Origin of the sequence: Andreprevotia lacus DSM 23236 (assembly GCF_900176275.1) — a bacterium.
Classification (GTDB): domain Bacteria; phylum Pseudomonadota; class Gammaproteobacteria; order Burkholderiales; family Chitinibacteraceae; genus Andreprevotia; species Andreprevotia lacus.
Genome location: NZ_FWXD01000038.1, coordinates 12,117 through 34,646, shown reverse-complemented (window position 1 = coordinate 34,646; position 22,530 = coordinate 12,117). Strand labels below are relative to the sequence as shown.

The window sequence follows — 22,530 nt, the reverse complement described above, 5'->3', positions numbered from 1 at the left end:
TCCGGGGTGATCAGCGTGATGTCGTACTGGTGCAGCTGGTTGATGCCATCGCGGCCGCGTACCACAGTGGGCACCAGGGTGGGTTCGCCGTTGGCGAGCGGGATGGCGGGGCTGGCAACGCTGAGGGTACGGGACATGGTGCTCAAACCTGATCTGTGTAGGTGCTTTTTTGCTGGCCAGCGATGACCTTGGGCGGCGTGGGGCAGCCACAGACGACGATGTCATCATGCAGCGCGACCTCCTTGCCGGCGGATTTGAGACGGCGACCGCCGCCTGCTTTCTGGATTTGCCCGGTGCTGTTGCAGGCCGGGCAGCTGACATCGCCACCGATGATGGCCGTTCGCTTGCCGAACAGCGTGGTGGTCTTGGCGCCGTGCTCCAGCACTGTGCCGTTGGTGGTGGTACTGTCACCGACGCAGGCAAGCCAGCGGCTCATGTTGACCGCCCGCTTTGCGCCAAATCCGGCCGTGAGAGGGAGAATGGTTGCAACGCCCGGCCTGCGGTTGTCGGCAGGTGGCGCAAATTGATGGTGCAAACACAAAAAGCCTGCGCATGGCAGGCCCTGCTTTCACCGCATTGATCGATACCCGTCACTGATACCGCCCTCGCACCATCCACTGCTGCCTTGCGCAGCAGACAGCAACCTGCGGCATAGCCAACAATTTCTTTACAATTAAGGATTTGTAATTTTCAGGTCAATGATGGGCGGCGTCAACCGAATGCTGCAGTTTTGTTGCGTATGCCACAGTATGCCCTGCCGGGCAGGGCAGCCCGCTGCGGGCGATGGTGCAAAAAAAGGGTTGCAAGCATGGCGCTTGCAACCCTGTTTGACTGGAACCCGGCCGGCAGATCAATCAGTCGCCAGCAGCGCCTTCTTGGCGGTGGCGGCTTTTTCCGACTGCGGGTATTTCTCGATCAGCTGCAGCAGGTATTGCTTGGCGGTTTTCTTGTCTTTCTGCACGTTGGCCACCACGGCCAGGCCGAACAGGGCATCCGGGGCGACGGCATCGTCCGGGTATTTGCTCACCACCGTGCCATAGGCCGCGCTGGCGCCCTTGTAATCCTTGAGCGCAGTCAGCGACGAGCCCAGCCAGTATTGCGCAGCCGGGGCGTTGGCGCTGTTGGGGTAGTCGGTGAGGAACTGGCGGAAGGCGGCGACGGCTTCCTTGTGCTTGGCCGCGCGCGACAGCGCCACGGCGGCATCGAAGCTTTGCGATTCGCTCTGCTGCGCGGCCGATGCCTGCTCCTTGGCCTGCTCGACCTTGGCTTCCTCGATCTTGCGCACGCGGTTGTCCAGGTCCACATACAGGTCTTTCTGGCGCTTGGTGGCTTCGTCCAGATTGAACTGCAGTACCTCGATCACGCCGCGCAGGTTGGCGTTGTCCTGCTTGAGTTGCTCGATCTCGTTCACCAGATCCAGCACGCGGCGGCTGCCGGTCTGCAGTTGCACGATTTGTTGCTGGTTCTGTTGTTGCTGCTGCTGCACCTGGGTGCGCAGCTCGTCGATCTGCTTGCGGGCTTCGCTGTCATCAAACAGGCCGGCGTGGGCGTTGACGGCGAAGGCGAGCATCATCAGTGCGGCAAGTTTCTTCATGGCATCCCGGTGAGTGCGATCTGGTTGGTGGTGGCCCGCCACGGGCGGGCCACGCGGCGGATTTTACTTGGCAGCTTCGCCGTCGTACACCAGCTCGGCACGGCGGTTGCGTGCCCATGCTTCTTCGGTGTCGGCGCTTTCCAGCGGTTTTTCCTTGCCGAAGCTGACGGTCTCGAGCTGGCTGTCGGCCACGCCCAGTGCGTTCATTTGCTTCTTCACTGCATCGGCACGCTTCTGGCCCAGCGCCAGGTTGTATTCGGCGGTGCCGCGATTGTCGGTATTGCCCTGCACGATCAGCTTGGCGTCCTTGTGCTCGTTCAGGTACTTGCTGTGCGCCTCGACCATTTCGTTGAACTCGGGCTTGACCACATAGGAGTCATAATCGAAATAGATGCGGCGGCTGGACAGGATGTTGTTCGGGTCGGTCAGCACGTTGTAGCCCTTGGCATCGGTGGTGCTGCCTTTTGTCAGGTCCACGCTGGCCGGATTGGTGCTGGCGCTGTCATTGCCCGATTTGTCGGTGATCGGGGTTGTCGGCTGGGTCGGTTGCGTGCCCGGCTGGCTGGCGCAGGCGGCGAGCAGTGCGGTCAGCAACAGGCTGGCGGCGATTTTCTTCATGTTCTTGCTCCTGTCAGAGAAGTAATGATGCAAATGGTGGGCTGACCAGTGGACAGTCTGCCGTGCCGGCAGGTTCCGTGACTGTAAGCCGAGTCCTGATCTTGCCCCAAACTTATTTCAGCAATGGTCCCCAGGCGGGCTGACGCACATCACCCGACGTCGAGCGCAGGCGCTGCTTCACGCGGCCGTCGCTGGATACCGCCGCCAGCGCACCACGGCCGCCGATGTCGGTTTCGTACAAAATCATGCGGCCGTTCGAGGCAAAGGTCGGTGCATCGTCCAGCCCGGTATCGGTCAGCGCCTGAATCTGGCGGCTGGCCATGTCCATCACCGCTACCTGAAAGCCGCGCTCGGTGCGGGTGATCAGGGTCAGCGTCTTGCCATCCGGGCTGAGCTTGCCCGATGCGTTATAGCCGTTCTGGAAGGTAATGCGCTCGGCCCCGCCGCCGCCCACCGGCTGGCGATAAATCTGCGGGCTGCCGCCCCGGTCGGAGGTGAACAGCACGCTGCCGCCATCCGGGGTGAAGCTGGCTTCGGTATTGATTTCACCGGTATTGGTCAGCCGGCGCGGGCTGCCGCTGCCATCGGCATTGACGATGAAGATCTGCGATCCGCCATCACGCGTCAGCGTGACTGCCAGCTGCTGGCCATTGGGCGACCAGGCCGGCGCCGAGTTGCTGCCCTTGAAGGCGGCAATCTTCCAGCGGCGGCCGGTGCCGAGGTCCTGGCCGTAAACGATGGGTTTTTGCTCCTCGAACGACACATAGGCCAGCCGGCCACCATCGGGCGACCACTTGGGCGACATGATGGGCTGGTTGGACGCCAGTACCGATTGCGCGCCATAGCCGTCGGCATCGGCTACCTGCAGCTCGTAGCGCTTGCCCATCTTTACCACGTAGGCAATGCGCGAGTTGAACGCGCCCGGCTCGCCGGTCAGCTTCTGGTAGACCACGTCGGCGATCTGGTGCGCCACGCGGCGCATCTGCCCGGCGGTGGCGCGGCGCTGGAAGGTGACCAGCGTGTTCTTGCTGCCCACATCGACCAGGGTGGCGGTGACCAGAAAGGCATCGCCATCGGGGGCTATGGTGCCGATCAGTGCGGTTTGTGCACCGCGCGCCTTCAGCGGTGCGCCGTTGAACTGTGCCACGGTGTACGGCACCGGCGACAGATCACCCGCGCCGATCACGTTGAACAGGCCCGAGCGCTTGAGGTCGTCGCCCACCACCGGCGTGACCGGTTGTTGCTGCTGCACCTCGTTCTGGAACGGGGCAATGGCGATCGGGTATTGCGTGGCGCCGGTGCCGACCACTTCGATGGTCATGTCGGCCCGCGCCGCGCCGGCTGCACCCAGCAGCACGGCGGTCGCCAGCATCAGCCGGCGGGCTTGCTTCCAGACTTGCTGCAAAGGGGTCATCGTCTACTCCGTAGGTCTATACACACCCAAGATCAGTCCTTGGGGCGGAAGGCAAAGTTCAATTCCCTCACCTGATCGTACTTTACGCCGGCCGGCGGCGGCGGAAAGGCGCCCAGGCTCTGTATCGCACGCGTCACGGCATCCTGCCATTGCGGATTGCCGTCGCCGTTCACTACTTTCAGCTCGCGCACCGTGCCGTCCGGGAACAAGGTGATCTTGAATTCCACGCGCGGGTTGTCGCTGCCCGGGTAGACGATGCGGCTCTTGATCAGCTGCGCCACGCTCATGCCGTAGCCACGCAGCTTGTCGTTGCCTGCACCGCCGCCGCCCACGCCGGTACCGGTGGCGTTGACCTTGGCTGCGACATTGTTGCCATTGCCGCCGGGCTTGCCGGCCGGGTGCGCATTCGGCGCCGGGGCGGTATCGCCGCTCAGCAGATTGTCGAACGTACTCTGCTTTTTGGGCGCAGGCGTGGGCTTGGCCGGTTTCAGGGTCGGTACGATCGTGGGTTTGGGCGCTGCAGTCGGCTTGGGTGCCGGGCTGGGGTGCGGCGTGGCTGTCGGCCGTGGCGTCACGGTCGGTTTGGGTGTGGCGACCGGCGTGGGCTTGGCCTTGCCGGTGGCAATGTCCGGGTCTTTGACGACCGGCTCGGCTTTTTCCTCGACCGGCTTCACCTTGACGGGCTTGACCGGCTCGGGCTGCGGTTCAGGCGCTTTCACGGCGGCAGGCGGCGGGCCGCCCCACAGTTCGACATCCATGGCGGCCGGCTTTTGCGTTTTCCAGCGCACGGCAAACACCAGGCACAGCACCAGCAGCGCGTGGATGGCAATCGCCAGCACCAGCGACAGCGTGCGGTGTTCTTCGCGGACGGAAACGCGCGGATCGGTCATCGGCGCTTATTTCCCCGTCTGCACCATCAGCCCGACATGCGCGATGTCGGCCTTGCGCAGCGCATCCATCACGTTGATCACGGTTTCGTATTTCACCGTCTTGTCGGCGTCGATCACTACCGGGCGGCTGCTGCCGTTGGCCAGCCTGGCCTGCACCTGCGCCACCAGCGCTGCGGCATCGGCAGCTGCTTCGGTCTGGGTCTTGTCGGCCAGCTTGAGGCTGCCGTCGGCGGCGATTTCCACCCGCAGCGGCTCGGCATTTACCTCGCGGTCGGCCTTGCCGACCTTGGGCAGGTTGATCACGCCGGGCTGCATCATCGGTGTGGTAACCATGAAGATCACCAGCAGCACCAGCATCACGTCGATATACGGCACGACGTTGATCTGGTTCATCGAGCGGCGCGGGCGGCGGCTGGAACGGGCCATGGGTGCGCTCCTTAGCGGGCCGCCTGCCGTTGCAGGATGTTGGAGAACTCTTCGGTAAAGGTATCGAAGCGGCTGGCCAGCGCATCGATATCATGCGCAAAGCGGTTGTAGGCCACGGTGGCCGGAATGGCGGCAAACAGGCCGATGGCGGTGGCCACCAGCGATTCGGCAATGCCCGGCGCCACGGTGGCGAGCGTCGCCTGGCCGACATTGGCCAGACCGGTGAAGGCATGCATGATGCCCCACACGGTGCCGAACAGGCCGATATAGGGCGATACCGAGCCGACCGAAGCGAGGAATGAGGTGTGCTTGTCGAGGTAATCGAGTTCGCGCTGCGACGAGGCGCGCATGGCACGGCGCGTGCCGTCCATCACGTCGGACAGCTCCATACCGCCGCGCTGGCGCAGCTTCTGGAATTCGGTAAAGCCAGCGATGAAGATTTTCTCCATGCCGATGGCGTGGTTGCGGCGCGTCTGGTCGTATAGCGCCACCAGATCGGAACCGCCCCAGAAGCGGTCTTCGAAATCGGCGCTCTGGCTGGTGGCGTTTTTCACGGTGAAAAACTTGCTGAAGATATGCCACCACGACAGCAGCGACAGCAATAACAACAGGCCCATCACCAGTTGCACTACCAGGCTGGCGTTCATCACCAGCGAGATGATCGACATATCGTCAGAGGAAGGGGTCACTGCCAGCTCCGTGGTCTGTAGGGCGCATTGCCCGCTTTGAAACGGGGCAAACGCGCGAACGGGGTTCGTCAACGAGCCGAAAGTATACCTTCTGCATCGCAACACGGGCTGTGACATGTTGACGGGGCGGGCGCGTGCCTGCGGTGAATGATGATTGTGCATCAATCCACATCGAGCACCGGGCCGGGCCCGGTACTGGCCGGCTGTGCAGCCCTTAATGTAATAACATTACATCTTCACGAAAAATGTAATAACATTGCATTTTGAATCGAAGCGAAGCAGGTGGGCGATATGGATGCGCCGCTGGATACCGCCGAAAGCTGGCTTGCCGCACGCGGCGAGAAGCTGACCGAGCTGCGCCGCGAGGTGCTGAGCTTGCTGCTGGCCAGCCATGGCCCGGTCAAGGCTTATGACTTGCTGGCCGCGCTGCAAAAGCAGCGGCCGGGCGCGTCGCCGCCCACGGTCTACCGCACGCTGGATTTTCTGGTGGCGGCCGGCATCGTGCACCGCATCGACAGCCTGCAGGCTTTTGTGGTTTGCCCCAGCTTTCACGATGCGCACCACGGTGTGCTGCTGGTGTGCGAGCGCTGCCACGGCGTCGAGGAAATCGACAACCCGCCGTGGATGGAGACCTTGCGCAGTGCGCTGGCCACAGGCGGCTTTGCCATGAGCCGGCACGAGCTGGAGATCAAGGGCCTGTGCCGCAACTGCCAGGAGATCGCGGCATGAGCCACACCCATCACGACGCGCACGCGCATGACCATGGTACGCAGCAGCCCGCCCCGGCTCGCCCGGCCCCTGGCCCCACCCTGCTGGCCTTGCCGGCGTGGCAGCGCGTGCTGCTGGTGCTGCCGCTGATTGCCGCACTGTGGCTGGCCGCATGGTGGGCGCTGGCATGACCGCACTCACGCTGGAAAATCTCACGCTCTCCTACCAGCGCCACCCGGTGGTGCACCATGTAACGGGCGCGTTCCGCTCGGGCAGCAGCACCGCCATCGTCGGCCCCAATGGTGCGGGCAAGAGCACCTTGCTCAAGGCCATTGTCGGCCTGCTCACGCCCGATCACGGCCACGTGCGCTTCGAGGGCGTGGCGCGCCGGCAGCTTGCGTATCTGCCGCAGCAGGCCAATATCGAGCGGCAGTTTCCCATCAGCGTGCTCGATACCATCTTGCTGGGCGCAGCGCATGCCGGCAGCCGCTGGCAGCGCTGGTTTGGCGGCAGCAGCAAGGCCGAGCGCGAGCGCGCGCTGGCCGCGCTGGATCAAGTCGGCCTGACCGGCTTTGAAGAGCGCCCGGTGGGCGCGCTGTCCAGCGGCCAGTTCCAGCGCGTGCTGTTCGCCCGCATCCTGCTGCAGGACGCGCCGCTGATCCTCTTGGACGAGCCCTTCACCGCCATCGACGCGCGCACCACGCACGATCTGCTGCGCATCGTGGCGCACTGGCAGGCCGAGGGCCGCACCGTGATCGCCGTGCTGCATGATTTCGAGCAGGTGCACCGCCATTTCGACCAGACCTTGCTGCTGGCCAAGGAATGCATAGGCTGGGGGCCGAGCGCCGAGGTGCTGACGCGCGACAACCTGTTGCGCGCCAACGGCATGGCCGAGCGCTGGGTGGCCGATGCCGCCGTTTGCCACCGTGATGATGAGGAAGTGGCTGCATGACCCTGTACGAGTTGTTCCTCGCCCCGTTTGCCGAGTTCGCCTTCATGCGGCTGGCGCTGGTGGGCTGTTTTGCGCTGGCGCTGGGCTGCGCGCCCATCGGCTTGTTCCTGGTGTTGCGCCGCATGAGCCTGGTGGGCGACGCGATGAGCCACGCCATCCTGCCCGGCGCGGCGATTGCCTTCATTGCCTATGGCCTGTCGCTGACGGCGCTGTCCATTGGCGGGCTGATTGCCGGGCTGACGGTGGTGCTGCTGTCAGGTCTGGTGACGCGGCTGACGCAGCAGAAAGAGGACGCCAGCTTTGCCGCCTTCTACCTGCTGTCGCTCGCGTCCGGCGTGCTCATCGTCTCCAAGTGGGGCAGCAATGTCGATCTGATGCACATCCTGTTCGGCACCGTGCTGGCAGTCGATCCGCCCGCCTTGCTGCTGGTGGCCGGCATTGCCACCGTCACCCTGCTGGGGCTGGCGCTGTTCTACCGCCCGCTGGTGCTGGAAAGCTTCGACAGCGAATTCCTGCGCGTCACCAGCGGCGGCGGTGCGCTGGCGCACTTCGTGTTCCTGGTGCTGGTGGTACTCAATCTGGTGGCCGGCTTCCAGGCGCTGGGCACCCTGATGGCCGTCGGCCTGATGATGCTGCCTGCTACCAGTGCGCGCATGTGGGCCAACAGTCTGCCGGCGCTGCTGGCCATTGCCATCGGCTTTGCCTTGCTGGCCGGCTATCTGGGCCTGTTGGTGTCTTATCACGCCAATCTGCCCTCAGGCCCCAGCATCATCCTGATGGCAGGCGCAGGTTTCGTGGTGTCGCTGCTGTTTGGCCGCCAGGGCGGGCTGGCGTGGCGCGTGCTCAAGTTCAAACATCTGGAAGGATGACCCCATGTTGCGTCGTGCCCTGATTGCGCTGGCCCTGCTGGCCGCGCCTGCCCTTGCCGTCTCTGCGCCTGCGCGGCTGCCGGTAGTGGCGAGTTTTTCCATCCTCGGCGATCTGGTGCAGCAGGTGGGCGGCGACAAGGTCGAGGTCACCACGCTGGTTGGCCCCGATCAGGACGCGCACGTATTCCAGCCTGCCCCGCGCGATGCGCAGGCGGTGACGCGCGCCAAGGTGGTGTTCCTCAACGGTTTGGGCTTCGAGGGCTGGATGCCGCGGCTGGCCATGGCATCCGGTTTCCACGGCCTGCAGGTGCAGGTGTCGGCTGGTTTGCAGCCGCGCCGCATGCAGGAAGACGGCCGCGACCATCTCGACCCGCATGCCTGGCAAGACCCGGTCAACGTGCAGACCTATGTGACCAACATCGCGCAGGCGCTCAGCCACGTTGACCCGGCCAATGCCGCGTATTACCAGCAGCGCGCTGCGGCCTACCGCCAGCAGCTGGTGGCGCTGGAGGGCTGGGTGCGCCAGCAGCTGGGCACTATCGCGCCGGCCAAGCGCAAGGTGATTACCTCGCACGATGCATTCGGCTATTGCGCCGCACGCTTCGGTATCGAGTTCCTGGCGCCGCAGGGCATGAATACCGATGCCGAGGCATCGGCCAAAGACGTGGCGCGGCTGGTGCAGCAAATCCGCCGCGAACGGGTAAAGGCAGTGTTTGTCGAGAACATCACCAACCCGCGCCTGCTGGACCAACTGGCGCGCGAGGCGCAAATCAAGGTGGGCGGCGAGCTGTATTCGGATGCGCTCTCCAAAACCGGCGGCCCGGCAGGCAATTATCTGGCCATGTATCGCTACAACATCACCACCTTGCTGGCGGGCATGCGGCAGAACTGAGGGCCTCGTGCGGGCAACGGCTGTCGTTCATATGAATAACTTGCAGCAAAACTGAAAAACATGTGAAAAATCAGTTATAAAGCACAAGCCGGAGACAACGGTATGCAATCATCCAACCAGGAACTGCCATGACTTCGCCAGGTGCAATTGCCGCCGTTTCCGCCGTAATCATCGTTGTGCTCTATGCCATCGCCAGCCAGTTCTCCAATGGGGTGATCAGGTTGCTGGCGCGGGTTGGCAGCGTGGCGGTGGGTATCTATGCCGCAGCAACGCTGGCCAGCGACAGCAAGGTTGCCGGGGTGGCTGGCGAATACACGCTGTATGCGCTGGTGGGCATACTGCTGCTTTCCCGGCTGTTCGGCCAAAAAGCGTAGCGCCTGCCTGCGATCCGGCTGCGGGGGCCTGATCGGGGGCATGGCAGCTGAATCAGCTGGCCAGCCGGTGTACCAGCACCTTTAACGTGCTGCACCCTCCTTGCCCGCATCCCTCAGCTTGCCCAGGTATTTATCCAGCAGCTTTTGCGGCTCGCCCTTGGCGTTCAGTTGCTGCAGGCGCAGGTTGAAGCCCTGCAGCAGCACCAGGCAGGGGCTTTTCTTCACAAAGCCCACCTGCACCACGCCGCTGTTGATCGGTTTGGCCAGGGTCACGAACTGCTGATCCTGCTTGTTGTCGGCCAGATAGGCCATGCCCGGGTATAGCCCGGTGATGTAGTAATCGATGCGGTCTGCGCCCAGCTTCTTGAAGTTCTGCCCCATTTCGTTCACCGGCTCGATATTGAGCTTGTCGTGCAGGAATTCGTCGAAGCCCTCGCCGTAGCGGTCGCCCGAATTCACCCCGCCGCGCTTGCCGATCAGATCGTCCCAGCGGGTGAAGGCAAAGGTCTTGTCCTTGCGCACGAACACCGCCATCGGGTTGGGAAAGGCCGGCTCGCTGGTGAAGTCCATGTATTCGCGCCGCTCGGGCGTGCTTTTCAGGCCCATCACGATATCGACATTGCCCGCCTCGGCCTCCTTGAGCACGCGCGGCCACGGGCCCATGTAGCGAATCTCGTAGGGAAAGCGCATGTCGTCGAGAATGCGGCGGGCCAGCTCGATGCTGGCGCCGGTCATCGCCTTGCCGTCGTACCAGTGGAAGGGCTTGTAGTCCGGGTGGGCGGTGATGATCACGCGCTGGCAGTCGGCGGCGTGTGCGCCAGCCAGCGTGGCGGCCAGCAGCAGCGCGGCGATGTGGTGGTGGCAAGCCATGGAGCACCTCCTGTGTCACCTCAGCTATAGCACTGGCGGCCGGCTTTTTCTGTCCCTGATCTGAAATGACTTTACCAGTGGCAGCCATCCTCACTGACGGCGTCGTATAGCAAAAACGGCGCGGCCAGCAGGCCTTTGTCGGCATGCGCCGTGCGGCAATCCGGCTTGAAGCTGCGGGCAATGGCTTCTTCCTGCGCGCTCTTGCGCTCGGGCGCCGGCGTGGCCAGATTGGCCAGCCCCGGCACGCGCGTGGGCGCATCGCGCTCGGCTTGCACGCGTGCCTGCTTGCGCAGCTGCTCAAGATCCAGCACCGGGGCTGCTGCACTGGCGGTTTGGGGGCGGAGCGCGTCGGGTGTATCCGGTAGGCCGGTAGTCGCTGGCTGCGGCTGGGCGAGTGATGGCTTGGCAGCGTGCGCATCAACTGCTGGCGGCATGGTGCTGCGTTGTGCCGTCTGCGCGGGGGGCGTTGCGTGGCGGCCAGGCGCGGGCGCAGCCGGGGCGTTGGTCACGGTGGCCGCTTCGGGGCGTGCCGGTGCGGGCAGCTGGCGCAATGTCACCTGCAAGGCCGCGCGGGGGGGCACGGCCGGCGGCGCCAATGACCAATGCACACACAGCAGCACGCCGTGCAGCAGCAGCGCCAACGCGCCCGCGAGTAGAAAGCGGCGTAGCCGCATGGCAATCCCCAGCATGAAAGCTGACAGAGTATGAAATTGCCATGTGCGCGTGATTACAGCAACGGCAGTTTTTACACCGCCGCGGGTGATCTGGCTACCAGGGCCTGATCGGCGCTGCTGCGAGGCGCCATATCCCCATTTACGGCAAGGACGGGCCGATGATAGTGCTGCGCGTCACCCCACCAAGCGTGCGCAGCGGCATCACGAACCGGTTGTTGCTGCCGCTCAAGCTTCACCCGGTGCGTTCAGCCCAAAGTGCGCATACGCCAGCGCCGTGGCCATGCGGCCGCGCGGGGTGCGTTGCAGCAGGCCCTGCTGGATCAGATAGGGCTCGAATACGTCTTCGATGGTGTCGCTCGATTCGCCGATCGCGGCCGCCACGTTGTCCAGCCCCACCGGGCCGCCGCCGAATTTGTCGATGACGGCGGAGAGCAGCTTGCGGTCCATGATGTCGAGGCCGGCGTGGTCCACGTCCAGCATTTGCAGTGCGGCATCGGCTACTTCGCGTGTCACCACGCCGTCGTGCTTCACTTCGGCATAGTCGCGCACGCGGCGCAGCAGGCGGTTGGCGATACGTGGCGTGCCGCGTGATCGGCGCGCTACTTCGAATGCGCCATCCTCGGCGATCTTTACGTCCATCAGGCTGGCCGAGCGGGTGACGATGCGGGTCAGCTCTTCGGCGTTGTAAAACTCCAGCCGCGCCACGATGCCGAAGCGGTCGCGCAGCGGGTTGGTCAGCATGCCGGCGCGCGTGGTGGCGCCCACCAGCGTGAATGGTGGCAGATCGAGCTTGACCGAGCGCGCGGCCGGGCCTTCGCCGATCATGATGTCGAGCTGGTAGTCCTCCAGCGCGGGGTAGAGGATTTCTTCCACCACCGGGCTGAGGCGGTGGATTTCGTCGATGAACAGCACATCGTGCGGTTCCAGATTGGTGAGGATGGCCGCCAGATCGCCGGCGCGCTCCAGCACCGGGCCGCTGGTCTGGCGCAGGTTCACGCCCAGCTCGCGCGCAATGATGTGCGCCAGCGTGGTCTTGCCCAGCCCCGGTGGACCGAACAGCAGCGCATGATCCAGCGCCTCGCCGCGCTTCTTGGCCGCTTCGATGAAGATTTCCAGCTGGCCGCGCGCCTTTTTCTGGCCGACGTACTCATCCAGCAGCTTGGGCCGCAGCGCGCGCTCCAGCTGTTCTTCCTGCTGCGACATGCGCTGGCCGGTAACGATGCGTTCTTCGGCCGGGGCGGAAAAGAGGGAGTCGGTTTCGATCATCAAGGCACCCTGGATACGATCATGTGCCCAGCGCCGCTGACGAGCAGGCGCGAGGCTCCCTCGCGGCGGCGAGGGCGGGGGGAGTGGAATGAAACAGGGAGGGCCGCTGTCTCACTTGCCCATGCAGCAGAGCGCCCGGCTTGGCCGGGGGCTTGAGACGGCATGCCTCCAGTGCTGGGTAGCAATCCATGGGAGGCCCTTACACTCTGGCTAGTGCTTTCAGCGCCAGGCGTATGCCGTCGTTGAGGGCGACATCCTCCGGCAAGGTCTTGAGCGCTGCAGCGCCTTCGCGCTCGTTGTAGCCCAGCGCCAGCAGCGCGTGCAGGATGTCGGTATGGCTGCCGGCCACGTTGAACAGCGGGCCGTTGACCTTGGCGGCCACCGCCTGCGTGGTGGGCAGGCTGCCGATCTTGCTTTTCAGCTCCAGCACCAGCCGCTCGGCGGTTTTCTTGCCGATGCCGGGTACCTTGGCCAGCCGGGCAGTGTCTTCACTGGCGATGGCCACGGCCAGCTCGTCGCTGGACATGCCGGACAGGATGGCCAGCGCAATCTTGGCGCCGATGCCGGTAATCTTGATCAGCTCGCGGAACAGGTCGCGCTCGCTGCGCGAGGCAAAGCCGTACAGCAGCTGTGCATCCTCGCGCACCACCAGATGGGTGAACAGCTCCACCTTGGCACCCAGTGCCGGCAGCGCATACAGCGTGCTCATCGGCACATCCAGCTCGTAGCCGACGCCCTGTGCGTCGACGACGATGTGCGGCGGTTGTTTTTCCAGCAGGGAGCCGGTCAGGCGTCCGATCATGGCGCGTGCTCATCAGGCGTTCAATTCCCGCCAGTATAACCGTAGCGCCGTGCTTTATAGAACGATCGTTGCACAGAATGTAGCGCCGGCTGTCAGGCGGCGCCCAGGCGCTCATTAATCGCGATGATCGTCGGGACAATCCGGGGGTAACGCCGCCAGCCGGGTGCTTGATGCCGGCAAAGACCCGATTCGAGCCACTGACGAGCGTAGCGAGGCTCCCTCGCGGCGGCGAGGGCGGGGGGCGTGGAATCAAACCGGGAGTGCCGCTGCGTCACCCCCAAAAACCGGTGGAGTACCCGGCTTTGCCGGGTACTTGATGCCGGTTCATCTACAGATGACGGCCGAGGGCGCATACAGGTCCTCAGTCAAACAGCTCTTCCCAGATGCTTTTCTTGCGATACGGTTTTTGCTGCTGGCTGTGGCCATGGCTGTTGCGGTGGCCGTGCTCGTCACGCTGCGGGGCATGCGTTTCGGCACGGGCTGCCGGTGCGGCCTCCTGCTGCGAGCGTTCCAGTATCTTGTCCAGCTCGCCCCGATCCAGCCAGACGCCACGGCATTGTGGGCAGTAGTCGATTTCGACGCCGGCGCGCTCGGTCATCATCAGTCGGGTGGTCTTGCATACCGGGCAATCCATTGCTGCCAGCTCCATCGGGTGGGTGAGCTGCATGGACTGCCGGAGTACGGTGGCGGTTCCCGGCCGGTATTAATCGTCGCTGCAGGCCAGCTCGGCCAGCATGCGCAAGCGCGCCACCTGTTCGCGCAGGCGGGTGAGGATGCCGTAGTAGTTGCTGACATCGCGCGCATCAAACGCAATCGCATCCACGCGGTAGTGTTGTGCCATGTAGAGCGCGCGCTCGTTGTGGAAATGCTGCGAAATCAGCGTGACCGGCCCGGCGCCGCGCAGCGCGGCAATGCTGTGTATGGTGCGCGCGCCACCGGCATCCACCGCCACCTTGTCGGCCGGGATGCCGGCGCGGATCAGGTCATCGCGCATCGGCTGCGGCTCGTCGTCGCTGACGATCACGCGGCCCAGCTTGCCGGCGCGGAATAGCGCCACCGTGGCACGCACGCGCAGCCAGTAATAGGCGTTGTCACTGCCGCCCCAGGTATGGCGCGGCGCGCCCAGCATCACGCCGATGGGGCGGGCCGGGGTTTGCGCCGGATCGGCATAGCTGCGGCCGTTCGCTGCGTTGGCAACATGGCGGGCCAGCGCCAGATTGATGCCGGTCAGCAGCAAGGCCGTGGTCAACAGGATCAACAGTGGTTTGCGGCGGCGACGCAGCCAAGCCATGAAGCGGGGCCGGCGTCGTTCAGGGCTTGGGGCCATTCAGACAGGGCTTGTCGTCAGACGACTTGAAATTGATGTCCCAGGTGGTGGAGATGGATAGCACATCGGCCTTTTTGCGCAACGCCGGGCTGAAGGGCGCAAACGGGGCCGCATGGGCGATCAGGCGCAGGGCATCGGCATCCGCTGCCGGATCACCACTGGGGTTAAAAACGTCACTGCGCAGCAGGCGGCCTTCTGCATCGATCAGGTTGGTGACGCCAACAGACCGCTTGCCCTGGCGGGTTTTCTCGTCGGCGGTTGCCGGATAGGACAGGCAGGTGCTGGACATGCTGTTTTGCACACGATGTACATGGGCGGCGACAGTGCTGTCAGCAATGTGGCTGCCGACAAAGATGATTGCGGGCCGGCAGACAACGGCCTGCGTTGCGTTTTCCAGCTCGTGCATTTCCGCGATGGATGCCCGCAGCCCGCGCCGTCGATCCGCTTCAGCTTGCGCTGTGGGCGGCCCGTCACGTTCCGCGCGGGCCAGCGCTTCTTCCAGCAGTGCGCGCTGCTTTTGCAGCGTTGGCAGCTGCGCAAGCAGCTTCATCTCTGCTCTGGTGTTCTCTTTGTGCAGCCTGGCCAAACGGGTATCGGCTTCGCGTTTGTTTTTAACGGGTCTGACCGCGCTATCGGCGTCGTTGTCTGGCGCTTCGCTGGCCAGCTTCTCCAGGGCCGCTGGCAGGGATGCCGCGCATTCTGCACGCATGCTCGCAGGCGTGCGTTCAGGGCTGGCCGCCGTTGCCAGCGTGCTGCCGAGCGCGAGCGCCAAGGCCAAGCACCATTTCATGCCAGTCTCCCGCGCTTGATGTTCAAGCCCATCTTCTGCAGCTTGCCCGCCACGCCGGTGCCGTGCTGCGCGTGGGTGAGCGCAACGGCCAGCGCGTCGGCGGCATCGCTTTGCGGTGCGCCAGAGAGGCGCAGCATGCGTTGCACCATGGCGCTGACCTGTTCCTTGTCGGCGTGGCCGTTGCCCACCACGGCCTGCTTGACCTGCAGCGCGGTGTATTCGGAAATGGGCAAGCCTGCCATGACCAGGCCGGCGATGATGGCGCCGCGCGCCTGCCCCAGCATCAGGGTGGAGGCCGGGTTGACGTTGACGAAGACGATTTCCACCGCCGCAATGTCGGGCCGGTAGGCCTCGCTCACTTCGCGGATGCCGTCCAGCAGGATGCGCACGCGTTCGGGCAGCGTGCCGCCGCCGGCCTTGATGCAGCCCGAGGCCACGTAGTTGCGGTTCTGGCCAACAATATCGATGACGCCGAAGCCGCACAGGCGGGAGCCGGGGTCGATGCCGAGGATGCGCATGATCTCAAGGTTCTGGCAGCGCGGTTTCCAGATCGCCGGCCTTGCCGAAGTTCCAGGTACGGCTGATCGACAGAATGTCGGTGTCCTTGCTGATCTCCTTGCCCAGCACATCGTAGGGCGCAGCCATCTTGGCAATGCGCAGTGCGCCGGCATCCAGCTCGGGGTTGCCCGACGAACGGAAGATGCTGGCGCTAACCAGATTGCCGCGCGCATCGATTTCCACCGTCATGCCCAGGTTGCCGTGCAGTGGACGGCCATCCTTGCCCTTGGGGATGAGCATGGTGCCGTAGCGCTCGACCTTGATGCGCCAGTTGTCGATGTATTTGGCAAAGCGGTATTCGCTGGTGCGCGCACCGATAAAGGTCTTTTTCGGCCGGCTCTGGTAAATCTGGTTTTCCTTGCTGATCTGCGCCGCCTGCGCGGCCAGTTCGCGCGCGCGCTGCTGCAGTGCCTCCAGATCACGGCCTTCCTTGCGCTGCTCTTGCGCGCGCTGTGCCTCGGCCTGAGCCAGCGCCACCTGTGCCTGCACGCGGGTCAGCATTTCCAGCGAGGTTTGCTCCAGCTGGCGCTGGCGCGCCTCCATCTGTTCCAGCTCGACCGACGGGTCTTTGCTGGACGAAGGCAGCGGGCTTTTCACGCGCTTGTCGGTCGCATCGGTATTGCCGCCGCCATCGAGCTGCGCCTGTGCCAGCGCATCGGCCTTGGCCGGTGCGGTGGTGGTGCGCTGGTTCACCAGCACCACTTCCAGCGGCTGACTGGAAAACAGCATCTTGGGCGCGCCTATGCTGATGCCCACCGCCAGTATGATCAGCGCGTGGGCAAGCGCAGAGGCCACGAACGAGCTGGCCATGAAGCTTTGTGCGCGGTCCATGCGGGCTGCCATCCATCCGGTTTATAGTAATCGCGCGAGTTTAGCACAGCGTTTGCATGCCCAAGCGGCACGGTTGTCGCAGCCGTAGCGAGCGGTTACCCCTGTTGCCGGCACTGGTGCTAAGATGATTGCTAATCTAAATGTAAGGAAGATGGGTATGCGTTTGCGGATTGCCTGTGTGCTGTTTGCCCTTGCCATGCCGGCGCTGGCTGCCGAAGATGGCAAAGCGATTGCGGCCAAGTACAACTGCCTGGCCTGTCATTCGGTCGATCAAAAAATCGTCGGCCCGGCCTACAAGGATGTAGCTGCCCGCTACAAGGGCCAGAAAGATGCCGAGCAGATGCTGATGAACGAAGTGCGTGCCGGCGTCAAAGGCAAGTGGGGCGGCCCCGTTGCCATGCCGCCACAGGTGATCGGCGATCAAGACCTGCGAACCATTGTGCGCTGGGTGTTGTCGCAGAAGTAATTGTTTCATCGACATGAAGTCGGCAGATTGCGTATTGCGTTGGACGAGCGACTTGATTAAGCTGCGTGCCCATTTAAGCGGTTGCGAATTAGCTGGTTTGTAAGCTGCAGCCGCGCGTTTCACATCGGGAGTAGCATCATGGCCAAACTGACTGAACAAGACATCCTGAACTGGAATGGTTCGGATGACGACTACATGAACCCCGATCACCTCGCCTTCTTCCGCGAGCGCCTGCAACAGATGAAGGTGGAACTGCTGGCCAATGCCAACCAGACCACCAGCCACCTGCAGGAACAGGAAGCCACGCCGGATCCGGCGGACCGCGCTACCCTGGAAGAAGAATATGCGCTTGAACTGCGTACGCGTGACCGCGAACGCAAGCTCCTGCTCAAGATCGATTCCACCCTGCGCAAGCTTGATGCGGGCGACTACGGCTATTGCGAAGACACCGGCGAGCCGATTGGCCTGCCGCGTCTGCTGGCCCGCCCGACCGCATCGCTGTCGCTTGAGGCGCAAGAGCGCCGCGAGCGGCTGAAAAAGCAGTACGCCGACTAGGGCCTGTTAACACTTATTTCGCGCTTGCGCTGGGCCGCAAAGAGGTCAGCTACAAGGCACGCAACGCGGCAATAACCGGTTATTGCCAAGGCGCGTAACGCCGTAGATGGCCTCTTTGCGGCCCAGCCCTGCGGGTTCGGGGTATTTCGGGCGGTTCGCTGCGTTGCAAACCGCTTGCGGTACCCGTACCGCGGCGCGTTCTGCGCCTTGCGCTCCATCCCGAACTACCCCGAACGCAAGCGTAAAATAAGTGTTAACAGGCCCTAAACCCGGCCCGTGCCCCGCCACCCGTGGCGGGGCTGCTTTTACCCGTGTTTTTCTGCCTCTGACCATGGCCGCCCGGCCGTGCGTATCTCTTTTTCCGCCCCTGCTGTTTGCGCGCCCGCGTTTTAGACGCTAATCTAGCCGTCCGCCACAAGAAATAATGCGCCGCAGCAAGCCCTGCGTCGCCCAGCCGCCGCAGGAACAATATGCAATACCAGACAGACGACGTACGTATCCGCGAAATCAAGGAACTGTTGCCGCCGATCGCCGTGCTGGAAAAGTATCCGGTCACCGAAACCGCGTCGGCCACCACCTTCCAGACCCGTCAGGCCATCCACAACATCCTGGCCGGTGAAGACGACCGCCTGCTGGTCATCATCGGCCCCTGCTCCATCCACGACACCAAGGCTGCGCTCGAATACGGCCAGAAGCTCAAGGTGTTGCGCGACGAGCTCAAGGGCCAGCTCGAAATCGTGATGCGCGTGTACTTTGAAAAGCCGCGCACCACCGTGGGCTGGAAGGGCCTGATCAACGACCCGTACCTGAACGGCAGCTTCAACATCAACGACGGCCTGCGCATTGCCCGCAAGCTGCTGCTGGACCTGAACGACACCGGCCTGCCCACCGCCGGCGAATTCCTCGACATGATCACGCCGCAATACGTGGCCGACCTGATGAGCTGGGGCGCCATCGGCGCACGCACCACCGAATCGCAGGTGCACCGCGAGCTGTCGTCCGGTCTGTCGGCCCCGGTGGGCTTCAAGAACGGCACCGACGGCAACCTCAAGATCGCCATCGACGCCATCCGCGCCGCCAGCCAGCCGCACCACTTCCTGTCGGTGACCAAGATGGGCCACTCGGCCATCGTCTCTACCGCCGGCAACCCGGACTGTCACATCATCCTGCGTGGCGGCAAAGAGCCGAACTACGACGCCAACCACGTGCGCGCCGCCACGGCCGACCTGGCCGCCGCCGGCCTGCCGCAAAAGCTGATGATCGACTTCAGCCACGCCAACAGCCGCAAGGACTACCGCCGCCAGATGGAAGTCTGTTCCGACACCTGCGCCCAGCTGGAAGCCGGCAACCAGGCCATCTTCGGCGTGATGATCGAATCGCACCTGGTCGAAGGCCGCCAGGACGAGCCGGTGTGCTACGGCCAGTCGATCACCGACGGCTGCATCGGCTGGGACGACACCGTGAAATCGCTGCACCAACTGGCCAACGCCGTGGCACAACGCCGTGCGCTGGCCAAGCTGGGGTGATGCTGTAGTCACTGCCCTTGCTGAATGAAAAGGCCCCGCGATGCGGGGCTTTTTTGCGCCTGCTGCCCGGCTGAGCTGGCTGGCGGTGTTTGATTTCGATCAGGGCTTCCTGATTTTTGCTGAAAGCTTGTTGATATGCGTTATCAGCAATTGCTATGATCCGTGCGAATTTCAGGCTGTGAAAGCTTGAGATAGAACCTAGGCCGTAAGAAATCCTGCCGAATACGATGTTGCTGCGCTTGTCCCGCGTGGGCGACCAGTGGTGGTTGAGGCCTGATGTGCAGATCAAACAAAAAAAGACCCCATCCCGATGAGCGAGAATCGAAAAAAACCACCACTAGCCAGAATATGGCGCCGAGCCCCGGAACCCCCAAAGGGTTTCGTTGCCTCTGTCATGGAGGCTATACGCAAAAGCCCCATGCTTTATGCCGGCAATGCCGTCCTTATTTTGGGGGGGCTTATCACTCTGCTTTACTGCGTTTCCATCAGTTATCTGCCGGAAGTCAAGCTGGCTGATATGACGGAGGTATTCGCTTCCACAGCGTTGGTTGGGCTGTTTTTAATCTTTATCATGGGAATAATTTTTCTGCTTCCTGGCGCAATTATTCCCGGGATGTTCACGAAATCAAATCAGAAAGAGAAGGAGGGCGGGGATTCTTTCCTTACTTATATTATCTATAGCCCTCGGTATTTGGGTGCTTCTGCTGTCACATCAATTGCTGTTTTGTGTTTTATGTTTATGTCGAGCCAGGAGGATCTTGACATATTGGCGAAAACAATAGTGCTGCCCTTCACCGTGGTTGCAATATGGTTAGGATTGGCATCAATGAAGAATAGGCCAAGCTGGGTTACAAGGGCTATTCTATTTGTTTTGGTAGTTTTAGTAGTTGTTTTTTACTTCTGGAACAAAAGTAGCTATGAGCTTCAACCAAACTTCTGCACTTCTGGAATGATTGCGGTCTTCTTGGCCCTATGCGCGATTATTTACAAATACAAAGCAAATAAGAACTCCCCGATAAGAGTCTTGCCTGTGGCTCAGGAAGGAAAAATTAAGGCGTTTCTTTTATTTTTTGAAGAGATGTTTGCATTTGCAATTTTATGTGTTTTCTGGATTCCAAGTCTAATCACTCAGTCGGCATTCTTTTTTATTCTTTACGGCGATCAATTTAATTGGGTTTTTGGTTGGAATTTTCTTGTGTTTGTCGTGTTTTCGATAGCGATGAATATCATGCTGGTCTCTTTTGAGCAAAAAATAAAGTCAACTTTAATTTTTGGATTGATTGGGGTTTTTGTTGTTGCTGGATTGACGCAAAATCCATTTGCCATACCTCGAGCTGTATTTCGTGCTCTTGGTTTGGGAAACATTCAACATGCAACACTGGTTGTTACTCGTGAACAATGCGATGCCATCAATACGCTTTATATTGATGGGCTGTGTGAACGTACTGGCGAAAAGCAAGGCGTAATCCGCAATGTGGAAATTCAATCCAGAATCGGCAGCCAGATTTTGATACGCTACCAATTCCCCGATGACGAAGCTGCCAAATTTGCCGAGAAGCTTCCTAAGCCGGAGAAGGAAAAAAGCAGCGCAGCTCATCCGGCAGGCACGAGCCAAGAGGTGAAAAAATGCTATCTGCGCGCCACGCTGGACAAGAAAAACGTGCTCTCTTCCCACTGGCCCATGTTGAAGTCCAAGGATGAGCAACCCAGCAATCTTGCCGTATACAAACCATTGAAGCTGTTAACCCAATCTGCAGTCTCGCAAGTAGCAATACTGTGCAATCACAAGGACTCCGATAGCGACACAACACCGGTACCGACAGCTGCGCCGGGCAATACGCCCGTGCCCGCTACACCCAAGCCGACTGCGGTGCCGACGTCTCCTCCCACATTCAGACCTACGGGGGGGCCCGAGCCGACCGTTGTGCCAACTCCTTCTGTACCCCGCACCCCGAGACCGACGATCAGGCCCACCTTGCACCATACGCCGCCGCCCGCGCCCCGGCCTTCAGCCATGCCTGTACCCAGCGCGGCGCCTGCTTCTGCGCCCTGCCCGTGCACGCCCGGAACGCCAACACGCAACCCGGTTCCGCAAGTGCCGGAAGGGGGCATGTATCTATGCGTGCCCGTGCAAGCCAAGCCGGGCAATGATCGCTGCTCGCCTGGCGGCGTTTGAATGTTGTCGCTGCTGGCATTTCAACTTCAGGAGTTTCCTTCATGCCCCAGCTAACGACGGTAACCGGGGATTTGCTGCTGCTTGCCTTGCAGGGCGAGTTTGATGTGATCATTCACGGCTGCAATTGCCAATGCCAGATGGGCAAGGGGATTGCACTGTCGATCAAGCGGCAGTTCCCGGAGGCCTACCAGGCTGATCTGCGCACGCCCAAGGGCGACCCGGCCAAGCTTGGCACGATCTCTGTGGCCGAGATTGTCCGGCCCGCAGCCAGGTTCACGATCGTAAACGGCTATACGCAGCTTCACTGGCGTGGTGAAGGCGTGAAGGCCGATTATGATGCGATAGCCCGGGTGATGCGGCAGGTTAAACAGGCGTTTTCCGGGCAAAGAATTGCGTACCCGAAAATCGGTGCGGGCCTGGCAGGCGGGGACTGGGCCAGTATTTCCGGGATCATTGCCGACGAGCTGCAAGGCGAAGATCACACCTATGTTGAATTTCTGTCCTGATCGCTCGGTGTTTTGACGCAGGGCGCAATGAGCCACGCCAATTGCGCCGTATGTGCTCACCGGTGCCGCCCATGCGGCGCAATTCGCTGTGCTCGTTGACGCCCTACGCACGCTTGGCACGGCGCAAGCGCGCATTTGCTTCACTCCTACCCCAAGGCTCAAGTCATGCCCCAAATCCATTTCATCGAAGGCCCGGTCGGTGCCGGCAAATCCACCTATGCCATGGCGCTGGCGGCGCAGGGCGGGTTTGCGCATATCGCGCTGGATGCGTGGTTTGTGCGGCTGTTCAGCCCCGATCGGCCGTCAGCCGACGTAGTGCCCTGGTATCTGGCGCGCAAGGACAGGCTGATTGCGCTGATCCTTGATCACGCCCGTGCGCTGTTGGCCAGCGGCCAGAGCGTGGCGCTCGAGCTGGGGCTGATCCAGCAAGCGCCGCGCGTGGCCTTGCTGCGCGCGCTGCAGCAAGAGGGCATTGCATTCACCGTGCATGTGCTCGATGCACCCGAAGACGTGCGGCACGAGCGCGTGCGGCGGCGTAATGCCGAGCAGGGCGCCACCTTTGCCATGGTGGTGCCCGATCATGTGTTCGAGATTGCCAGCAGCATGTGGCAGGCGCCGGACGAGATCGAGCTGGAGGAGTTTGATTTTGTGTTGCCCGGCGAGCAAGCAGCCGCGCAGGTGTAGGGTGCAATGAGCGCAGCGAATTGCGCCGTATGTGCCCATGCCCGGCGCAATTCGCTGTGCTCATTGACGCCCT

28 protein-coding genes are annotated in these 22,530 nt (G+C 62.4%); 12 read left to right on the top strand and 16 right to left on the bottom strand.

Annotated features, from left to right (window positions below; genetic code table 11):
- Window positions 1-142: 142 nt before the first annotated feature.
- The 7 genes from B9A19_RS19875 to tolQ all read right to left on the bottom strand — a co-directional run bounded on the left by B9A19_RS19875 (window position 143) and on the right by tolQ (window position 5,631).
- A complete protein-coding gene (locus tag B9A19_RS19875) occupies window positions 143-436 on the bottom strand; it encodes a PAAR domain-containing protein (protein ID WP_084092902.1) in 294 nt (97 codons plus the stop codon).
- A 414-nt stretch (window positions 437-850) separates the two neighbouring features.
- Window positions 851-1,594, bottom strand: coding sequence for a tol-pal system protein YbgF (ybgF, locus tag B9A19_RS19870; protein ID WP_084092901.1), 744 nt, complete (start codon window positions 1,592-1,594; stop codon window positions 851-853).
- Between the two features lie 63 nt (window positions 1,595-1,657).
- A complete protein-coding gene (pal, locus tag B9A19_RS19865) occupies window positions 1,658-2,212 on the bottom strand; it encodes a peptidoglycan-associated lipoprotein Pal (protein WP_084092900.1) in 555 nt (184 codons plus the stop codon).
- A 112-nt stretch (window positions 2,213-2,324) separates the two neighbouring features.
- Entirely contained in the window at window positions 2,325-3,626 is a 1,302-nt protein-coding gene (gene tolB / locus B9A19_RS19860; RefSeq protein ID WP_245804391.1) for a Tol-Pal system beta propeller repeat protein TolB, read from the bottom strand.
- 32 nt (window positions 3,627-3,658) lie between these two features.
- Entirely contained in the window at window positions 3,659-4,516 is an 858-nt protein-coding gene (locus B9A19_RS19855; RefSeq protein WP_084092898.1) for an energy transducer TonB, read from the bottom strand.
- 6 nt (window positions 4,517-4,522) lie between these two features.
- Window positions 4,523-4,942 (bottom strand): protein TolR, encoded by a 420-nt coding sequence (tolR, locus tag B9A19_RS19850; RefSeq protein WP_084092897.1) that lies wholly within the window; start codon window positions 4,940-4,942, stop codon window positions 4,523-4,525.
- Window positions 4,943-4,953: 11 nt separating this feature from the next.
- Complete coding sequence (gene tolQ / locus B9A19_RS19845; RefSeq protein WP_444541721.1) at window positions 4,954-5,631, bottom strand: protein TolQ; 678 nt, start codon at window positions 5,629-5,631, stop codon at window positions 4,954-4,956.
- A gap of 291 nt (window positions 5,632-5,922) precedes the next feature.
- Here tolQ and B9A19_RS19840 point away from each other — a divergent pair, with 291 nt between their 5' ends.
- The 6 genes from B9A19_RS19840 to B9A19_RS19820 all read left to right on the top strand — a co-directional run bounded on the left by B9A19_RS19840 (window position 5,923) and on the right by B9A19_RS19820 (window position 9,426).
- On the top strand, window positions 5,923-6,360 hold the full coding sequence (locus B9A19_RS19840) for a Fur family transcriptional regulator (RefSeq protein WP_084092895.1): 438 nt from the start codon (window positions 5,923-5,925) through the stop codon (window positions 6,358-6,360).
- Window positions 6,357-6,530, top strand: coding sequence for a hypothetical protein (locus B9A19_RS22695; RefSeq protein ID WP_176217029.1), 174 nt, complete (start codon window positions 6,357-6,359; stop codon window positions 6,528-6,530). Before B9A19_RS19840 ends, B9A19_RS22695 begins: the two co-directional genes overlap by 4 nt.
- Window positions 6,527-7,291: a metal ABC transporter ATP-binding protein gene (locus tag B9A19_RS19835; protein ID WP_084092906.1), complete on the top strand. Its 765-nt coding sequence runs from the start codon at window positions 6,527-6,529 to the stop codon at window positions 7,289-7,291. Before B9A19_RS22695 ends, B9A19_RS19835 begins: the two co-directional genes overlap by 4 nt.
- Complete coding sequence (locus tag B9A19_RS19830) at window positions 7,288-8,160, top strand: metal ABC transporter permease (RefSeq protein ID WP_084092894.1); 873 nt, start codon at window positions 7,288-7,290, stop codon at window positions 8,158-8,160. The genes B9A19_RS19835 and B9A19_RS19830 overlap by 4 nt, the downstream gene beginning before the upstream one ends.
- Before the next feature lie 4 nt (window positions 8,161-8,164).
- Window positions 8,165-9,052, top strand: a complete 888-nt coding sequence (locus B9A19_RS19825; RefSeq protein ID WP_176217032.1) for a metal ABC transporter substrate-binding protein — start codon at window positions 8,165-8,167, stop codon at window positions 9,050-9,052.
- A gap of 128 nt (window positions 9,053-9,180) precedes the next feature.
- The gene (locus tag B9A19_RS19820; protein ID WP_084092893.1) at window positions 9,181-9,426 is read left to right on the top strand and encodes a hypothetical protein; all 246 of its coding nucleotides are present in this window, start codon (window positions 9,181-9,183) and stop codon (window positions 9,424-9,426) included.
- 81 nt (window positions 9,427-9,507) lie between these two features.
- Here the strand turns inward: B9A19_RS19820 and B9A19_RS19815 are convergent, their stop codons facing one another.
- The 9 genes from B9A19_RS19815 to B9A19_RS19775 all read right to left on the bottom strand — a co-directional run bounded on the left by B9A19_RS19815 (window position 9,508) and on the right by B9A19_RS19775 (window position 16,544).
- On the bottom strand, window positions 9,508-10,296 hold the full coding sequence (locus tag B9A19_RS19815; protein WP_084092892.1) for a substrate-binding periplasmic protein: 789 nt from the start codon (window positions 10,294-10,296) through the stop codon (window positions 9,508-9,510).
- A gap of 71 nt (window positions 10,297-10,367) precedes the next feature.
- On the bottom strand, window positions 10,368-10,970 hold the full coding sequence (locus B9A19_RS19810) for a hypothetical protein (protein WP_139799015.1): 603 nt from the start codon (window positions 10,968-10,970) through the stop codon (window positions 10,368-10,370).
- A gap of 225 nt (window positions 10,971-11,195) precedes the next feature.
- Window positions 11,196-12,236 carry a Holliday junction branch migration DNA helicase RuvB gene (ruvB, locus tag B9A19_RS19805; protein WP_084092890.1) on the bottom strand — a complete coding sequence of 347 codons (1,041 nt, stop codon included), beginning with the start codon at window positions 12,234-12,236 and terminating at the stop codon, window positions 11,196-11,198.
- 199 nt (window positions 12,237-12,435) lie between these two features.
- Window positions 12,436-13,038, bottom strand: a complete 603-nt coding sequence (ruvA, locus tag B9A19_RS19800) for a Holliday junction branch migration protein RuvA (RefSeq protein ID WP_084092889.1) — start codon at window positions 13,036-13,038, stop codon at window positions 12,436-12,438.
- 361 nt (window positions 13,039-13,399) lie between these two features.
- Window positions 13,400-13,705: a TFIIB-type zinc ribbon-containing protein gene (locus tag B9A19_RS19795; protein WP_245804390.1), complete on the bottom strand. Its 306-nt coding sequence runs from the start codon at window positions 13,703-13,705 to the stop codon at window positions 13,400-13,402.
- A 36-nt stretch (window positions 13,706-13,741) separates the two neighbouring features.
- Window positions 13,742-14,329, bottom strand: coding sequence for a SanA/YdcF family protein (locus B9A19_RS19790; RefSeq protein WP_176217031.1), 588 nt, complete (start codon window positions 14,327-14,329; stop codon window positions 13,742-13,744).
- 19 nt (window positions 14,330-14,348) lie between these two features.
- The gene (locus B9A19_RS19785) at window positions 14,349-15,155 is read right to left on the bottom strand and encodes a TonB family protein (protein WP_084092887.1); all 807 of its coding nucleotides are present in this window, start codon (window positions 15,153-15,155) and stop codon (window positions 14,349-14,351) included.
- Window positions 15,152-15,673 (bottom strand): crossover junction endodeoxyribonuclease RuvC, encoded by a 522-nt coding sequence (ruvC, locus tag B9A19_RS19780; protein WP_084092886.1) that lies wholly within the window; start codon window positions 15,671-15,673, stop codon window positions 15,152-15,154. The genes B9A19_RS19785 and ruvC overlap by 4 nt, the downstream gene beginning before the upstream one ends.
- 4 nt (window positions 15,674-15,677) lie before the next feature.
- A complete protein-coding gene (locus B9A19_RS19775) occupies window positions 15,678-16,544 on the bottom strand; it encodes an energy transducer TonB family protein (protein ID WP_084092885.1) in 867 nt (288 codons plus the stop codon).
- A gap of 157 nt (window positions 16,545-16,701) precedes the next feature.
- Here B9A19_RS19775 and B9A19_RS19770 point away from each other — a divergent pair, with 157 nt between their 5' ends.
- The 6 genes from B9A19_RS19770 (at window position 16,702) to B9A19_RS19745 (ending at window position 22,457) form a co-directional block, all read left to right on the top strand.
- Window positions 16,702-17,010, top strand: a complete 309-nt coding sequence (locus tag B9A19_RS19770; protein WP_176217030.1) for a c-type cytochrome — start codon at window positions 16,702-16,704, stop codon at window positions 17,008-17,010.
- A 138-nt stretch (window positions 17,011-17,148) separates the two neighbouring features.
- Window positions 17,149-17,565 carry an RNA polymerase-binding protein DksA gene (gene dksA, locus B9A19_RS19765; RefSeq protein WP_084092883.1) on the top strand — a complete coding sequence of 139 codons (417 nt, stop codon included), beginning with the start codon at window positions 17,149-17,151 and terminating at the stop codon, window positions 17,563-17,565.
- A gap of 470 nt (window positions 17,566-18,035) precedes the next feature.
- Window positions 18,036-19,091, top strand: coding sequence for a 3-deoxy-7-phosphoheptulonate synthase AroG (gene aroG, locus B9A19_RS19760; protein WP_084092882.1), 1,056 nt, complete (start codon window positions 18,036-18,038; stop codon window positions 19,089-19,091).
- A 418-nt stretch (window positions 19,092-19,509) separates the two neighbouring features.
- Window positions 19,510-21,267 carry a hypothetical protein gene (locus tag B9A19_RS22335; protein WP_139799013.1) on the top strand — a complete coding sequence of 586 codons (1,758 nt, stop codon included), beginning with the start codon at window positions 19,510-19,512 and terminating at the stop codon, window positions 21,265-21,267.
- 41 nt (window positions 21,268-21,308) lie between these two features.
- Window positions 21,309-21,773 (top strand): macro domain-containing protein, encoded by a 465-nt coding sequence (locus B9A19_RS19750; protein ID WP_084092880.1) that lies wholly within the window; start codon window positions 21,309-21,311, stop codon window positions 21,771-21,773.
- Between the two features lie 165 nt (window positions 21,774-21,938).
- The gene (locus B9A19_RS19745) at window positions 21,939-22,457 is read left to right on the top strand and encodes a P-loop nucleotide/nucleoside kinase family protein (protein ID WP_084092879.1); all 519 of its coding nucleotides are present in this window, start codon (window positions 21,939-21,941) and stop codon (window positions 22,455-22,457) included.
- Window positions 22,458-22,530 lie beyond the last annotated feature (73 nt).

What these genes read in the sequence shown, in the direction of transcription:
- B9A19_RS19815 (WP_084092892.1), bottom strand. Translation starts at nt 10,296, where the DNA reads ATGGCTTGCCACCACCACATCGCCGCGCTGCTGCTGGCCGCCACGCTG.
- ruvB (WP_084092890.1), bottom strand. Translation starts at nt 12,236, where the DNA reads ATGATCGAAACCGACTCCCTCTTTTCCGCCCCGGCCGAAGAACGCATC.
- pal (WP_084092900.1), bottom strand. Translation starts at nt 2,212, where the DNA reads ATGAAGAAAATCGCCGCCAGCCTGTTGCTGACCGCACTGCTCGCCGCC.
- tolB (WP_245804391.1), bottom strand. Translation starts at nt 3,626, where the DNA reads ATGACCCCTTTGCAGCAAGTCTGGAAGCAAGCCCGCCGGCTGATGCTG.
- B9A19_RS19795 (WP_245804390.1), bottom strand. Translation starts at nt 13,705, where the DNA reads ATGCAGCTCACCCACCCGATGGAGCTGGCAGCAATGGATTGCCCGGTA.
- tolR (WP_084092897.1), bottom strand. Translation starts at nt 4,942, where the DNA reads ATGGCCCGTTCCAGCCGCCGCCCGCGCCGCTCGATGAACCAGATCAAC.
- aroG (WP_084092882.1), top strand. Translation starts at nt 18,036, where the DNA reads ATGCAATACCAGACAGACGACGTACGTATCCGCGAAATCAAGGAACTG.
- B9A19_RS19855 (WP_084092898.1), bottom strand. Translation starts at nt 4,516, where the DNA reads ATGACCGATCCGCGCGTTTCCGTCCGCGAAGAACACCGCACGCTGTCG.
- B9A19_RS19835 (WP_084092906.1), top strand. Translation starts at nt 6,527, where the DNA reads ATGACCGCACTCACGCTGGAAAATCTCACGCTCTCCTACCAGCGCCAC.
- B9A19_RS19840 (WP_084092895.1), top strand. Translation starts at nt 5,923, where the DNA reads ATGGATGCGCCGCTGGATACCGCCGAAAGCTGGCTTGCCGCACGCGGC.
- B9A19_RS19775 (WP_084092885.1), bottom strand. Translation starts at nt 16,544, where the DNA reads ATGGACCGCGCACAAAGCTTCATGGCCAGCTCGTTCGTGGCCTCTGCG.
- B9A19_RS22695 (WP_176217029.1), top strand. Translation starts at nt 6,357, where the DNA reads ATGAGCCACACCCATCACGACGCGCACGCGCATGACCATGGTACGCAG.
- B9A19_RS19750 (WP_084092880.1), top strand. Translation starts at nt 21,309, where the DNA reads ATGCCCCAGCTAACGACGGTAACCGGGGATTTGCTGCTGCTTGCCTTG.
- B9A19_RS19770 (WP_176217030.1), top strand. Translation starts at nt 16,702, where the DNA reads ATGCGTTTGCGGATTGCCTGTGTGCTGTTTGCCCTTGCCATGCCGGCG.
- B9A19_RS19790 (WP_176217031.1), bottom strand. Translation starts at nt 14,329, where the DNA reads ATGGCTTGGCTGCGTCGCCGCCGCAAACCACTGTTGATCCTGTTGACC.
- ybgF (WP_084092901.1), bottom strand. Translation starts at nt 1,594, where the DNA reads ATGAAGAAACTTGCCGCACTGATGATGCTCGCCTTCGCCGTCAACGCC.
- ruvA (WP_084092889.1), bottom strand. Translation starts at nt 13,038, where the DNA reads ATGATCGGACGCCTGACCGGCTCCCTGCTGGAAAAACAACCGCCGCAC.
- B9A19_RS19825 (WP_176217032.1), top strand. Translation starts at nt 8,165, where the DNA reads ATGTTGCGTCGTGCCCTGATTGCGCTGGCCCTGCTGGCCGCGCCTGCC.
- B9A19_RS19785 (WP_084092887.1), bottom strand. Translation starts at nt 15,155, where the DNA reads ATGAAATGGTGCTTGGCCTTGGCGCTCGCGCTCGGCAGCACGCTGGCA.
- dksA (WP_084092883.1), top strand. Translation starts at nt 17,149, where the DNA reads ATGGCCAAACTGACTGAACAAGACATCCTGAACTGGAATGGTTCGGAT.
- B9A19_RS19875 (WP_084092902.1), bottom strand. Translation starts at nt 436, where the DNA reads ATGAGCCGCTGGCTTGCCTGCGTCGGTGACAGTACCACCACCAACGGC.
- ruvC (WP_084092886.1), bottom strand. Translation starts at nt 15,673, where the DNA reads ATGCGCATCCTCGGCATCGACCCCGGCTCCCGCCTGTGCGGCTTCGGC.
- B9A19_RS22335 (WP_139799013.1), top strand. Translation starts at nt 19,510, where the DNA reads ATGCTTTATGCCGGCAATGCCGTCCTTATTTTGGGGGGGCTTATCACT.
- B9A19_RS19745 (WP_084092879.1), top strand. Translation starts at nt 21,939, where the DNA reads ATGCCCCAAATCCATTTCATCGAAGGCCCGGTCGGTGCCGGCAAATCC.
- B9A19_RS19820 (WP_084092893.1), top strand. Translation starts at nt 9,181, where the DNA reads ATGACTTCGCCAGGTGCAATTGCCGCCGTTTCCGCCGTAATCATCGTT.
- B9A19_RS19810 (WP_139799015.1), bottom strand. Translation starts at nt 10,970, where the DNA reads ATGCGGCTACGCCGCTTTCTACTCGCGGGCGCGTTGGCGCTGCTGCTG.
- B9A19_RS19830 (WP_084092894.1), top strand. Translation starts at nt 7,288, where the DNA reads ATGACCCTGTACGAGTTGTTCCTCGCCCCGTTTGCCGAGTTCGCCTTC.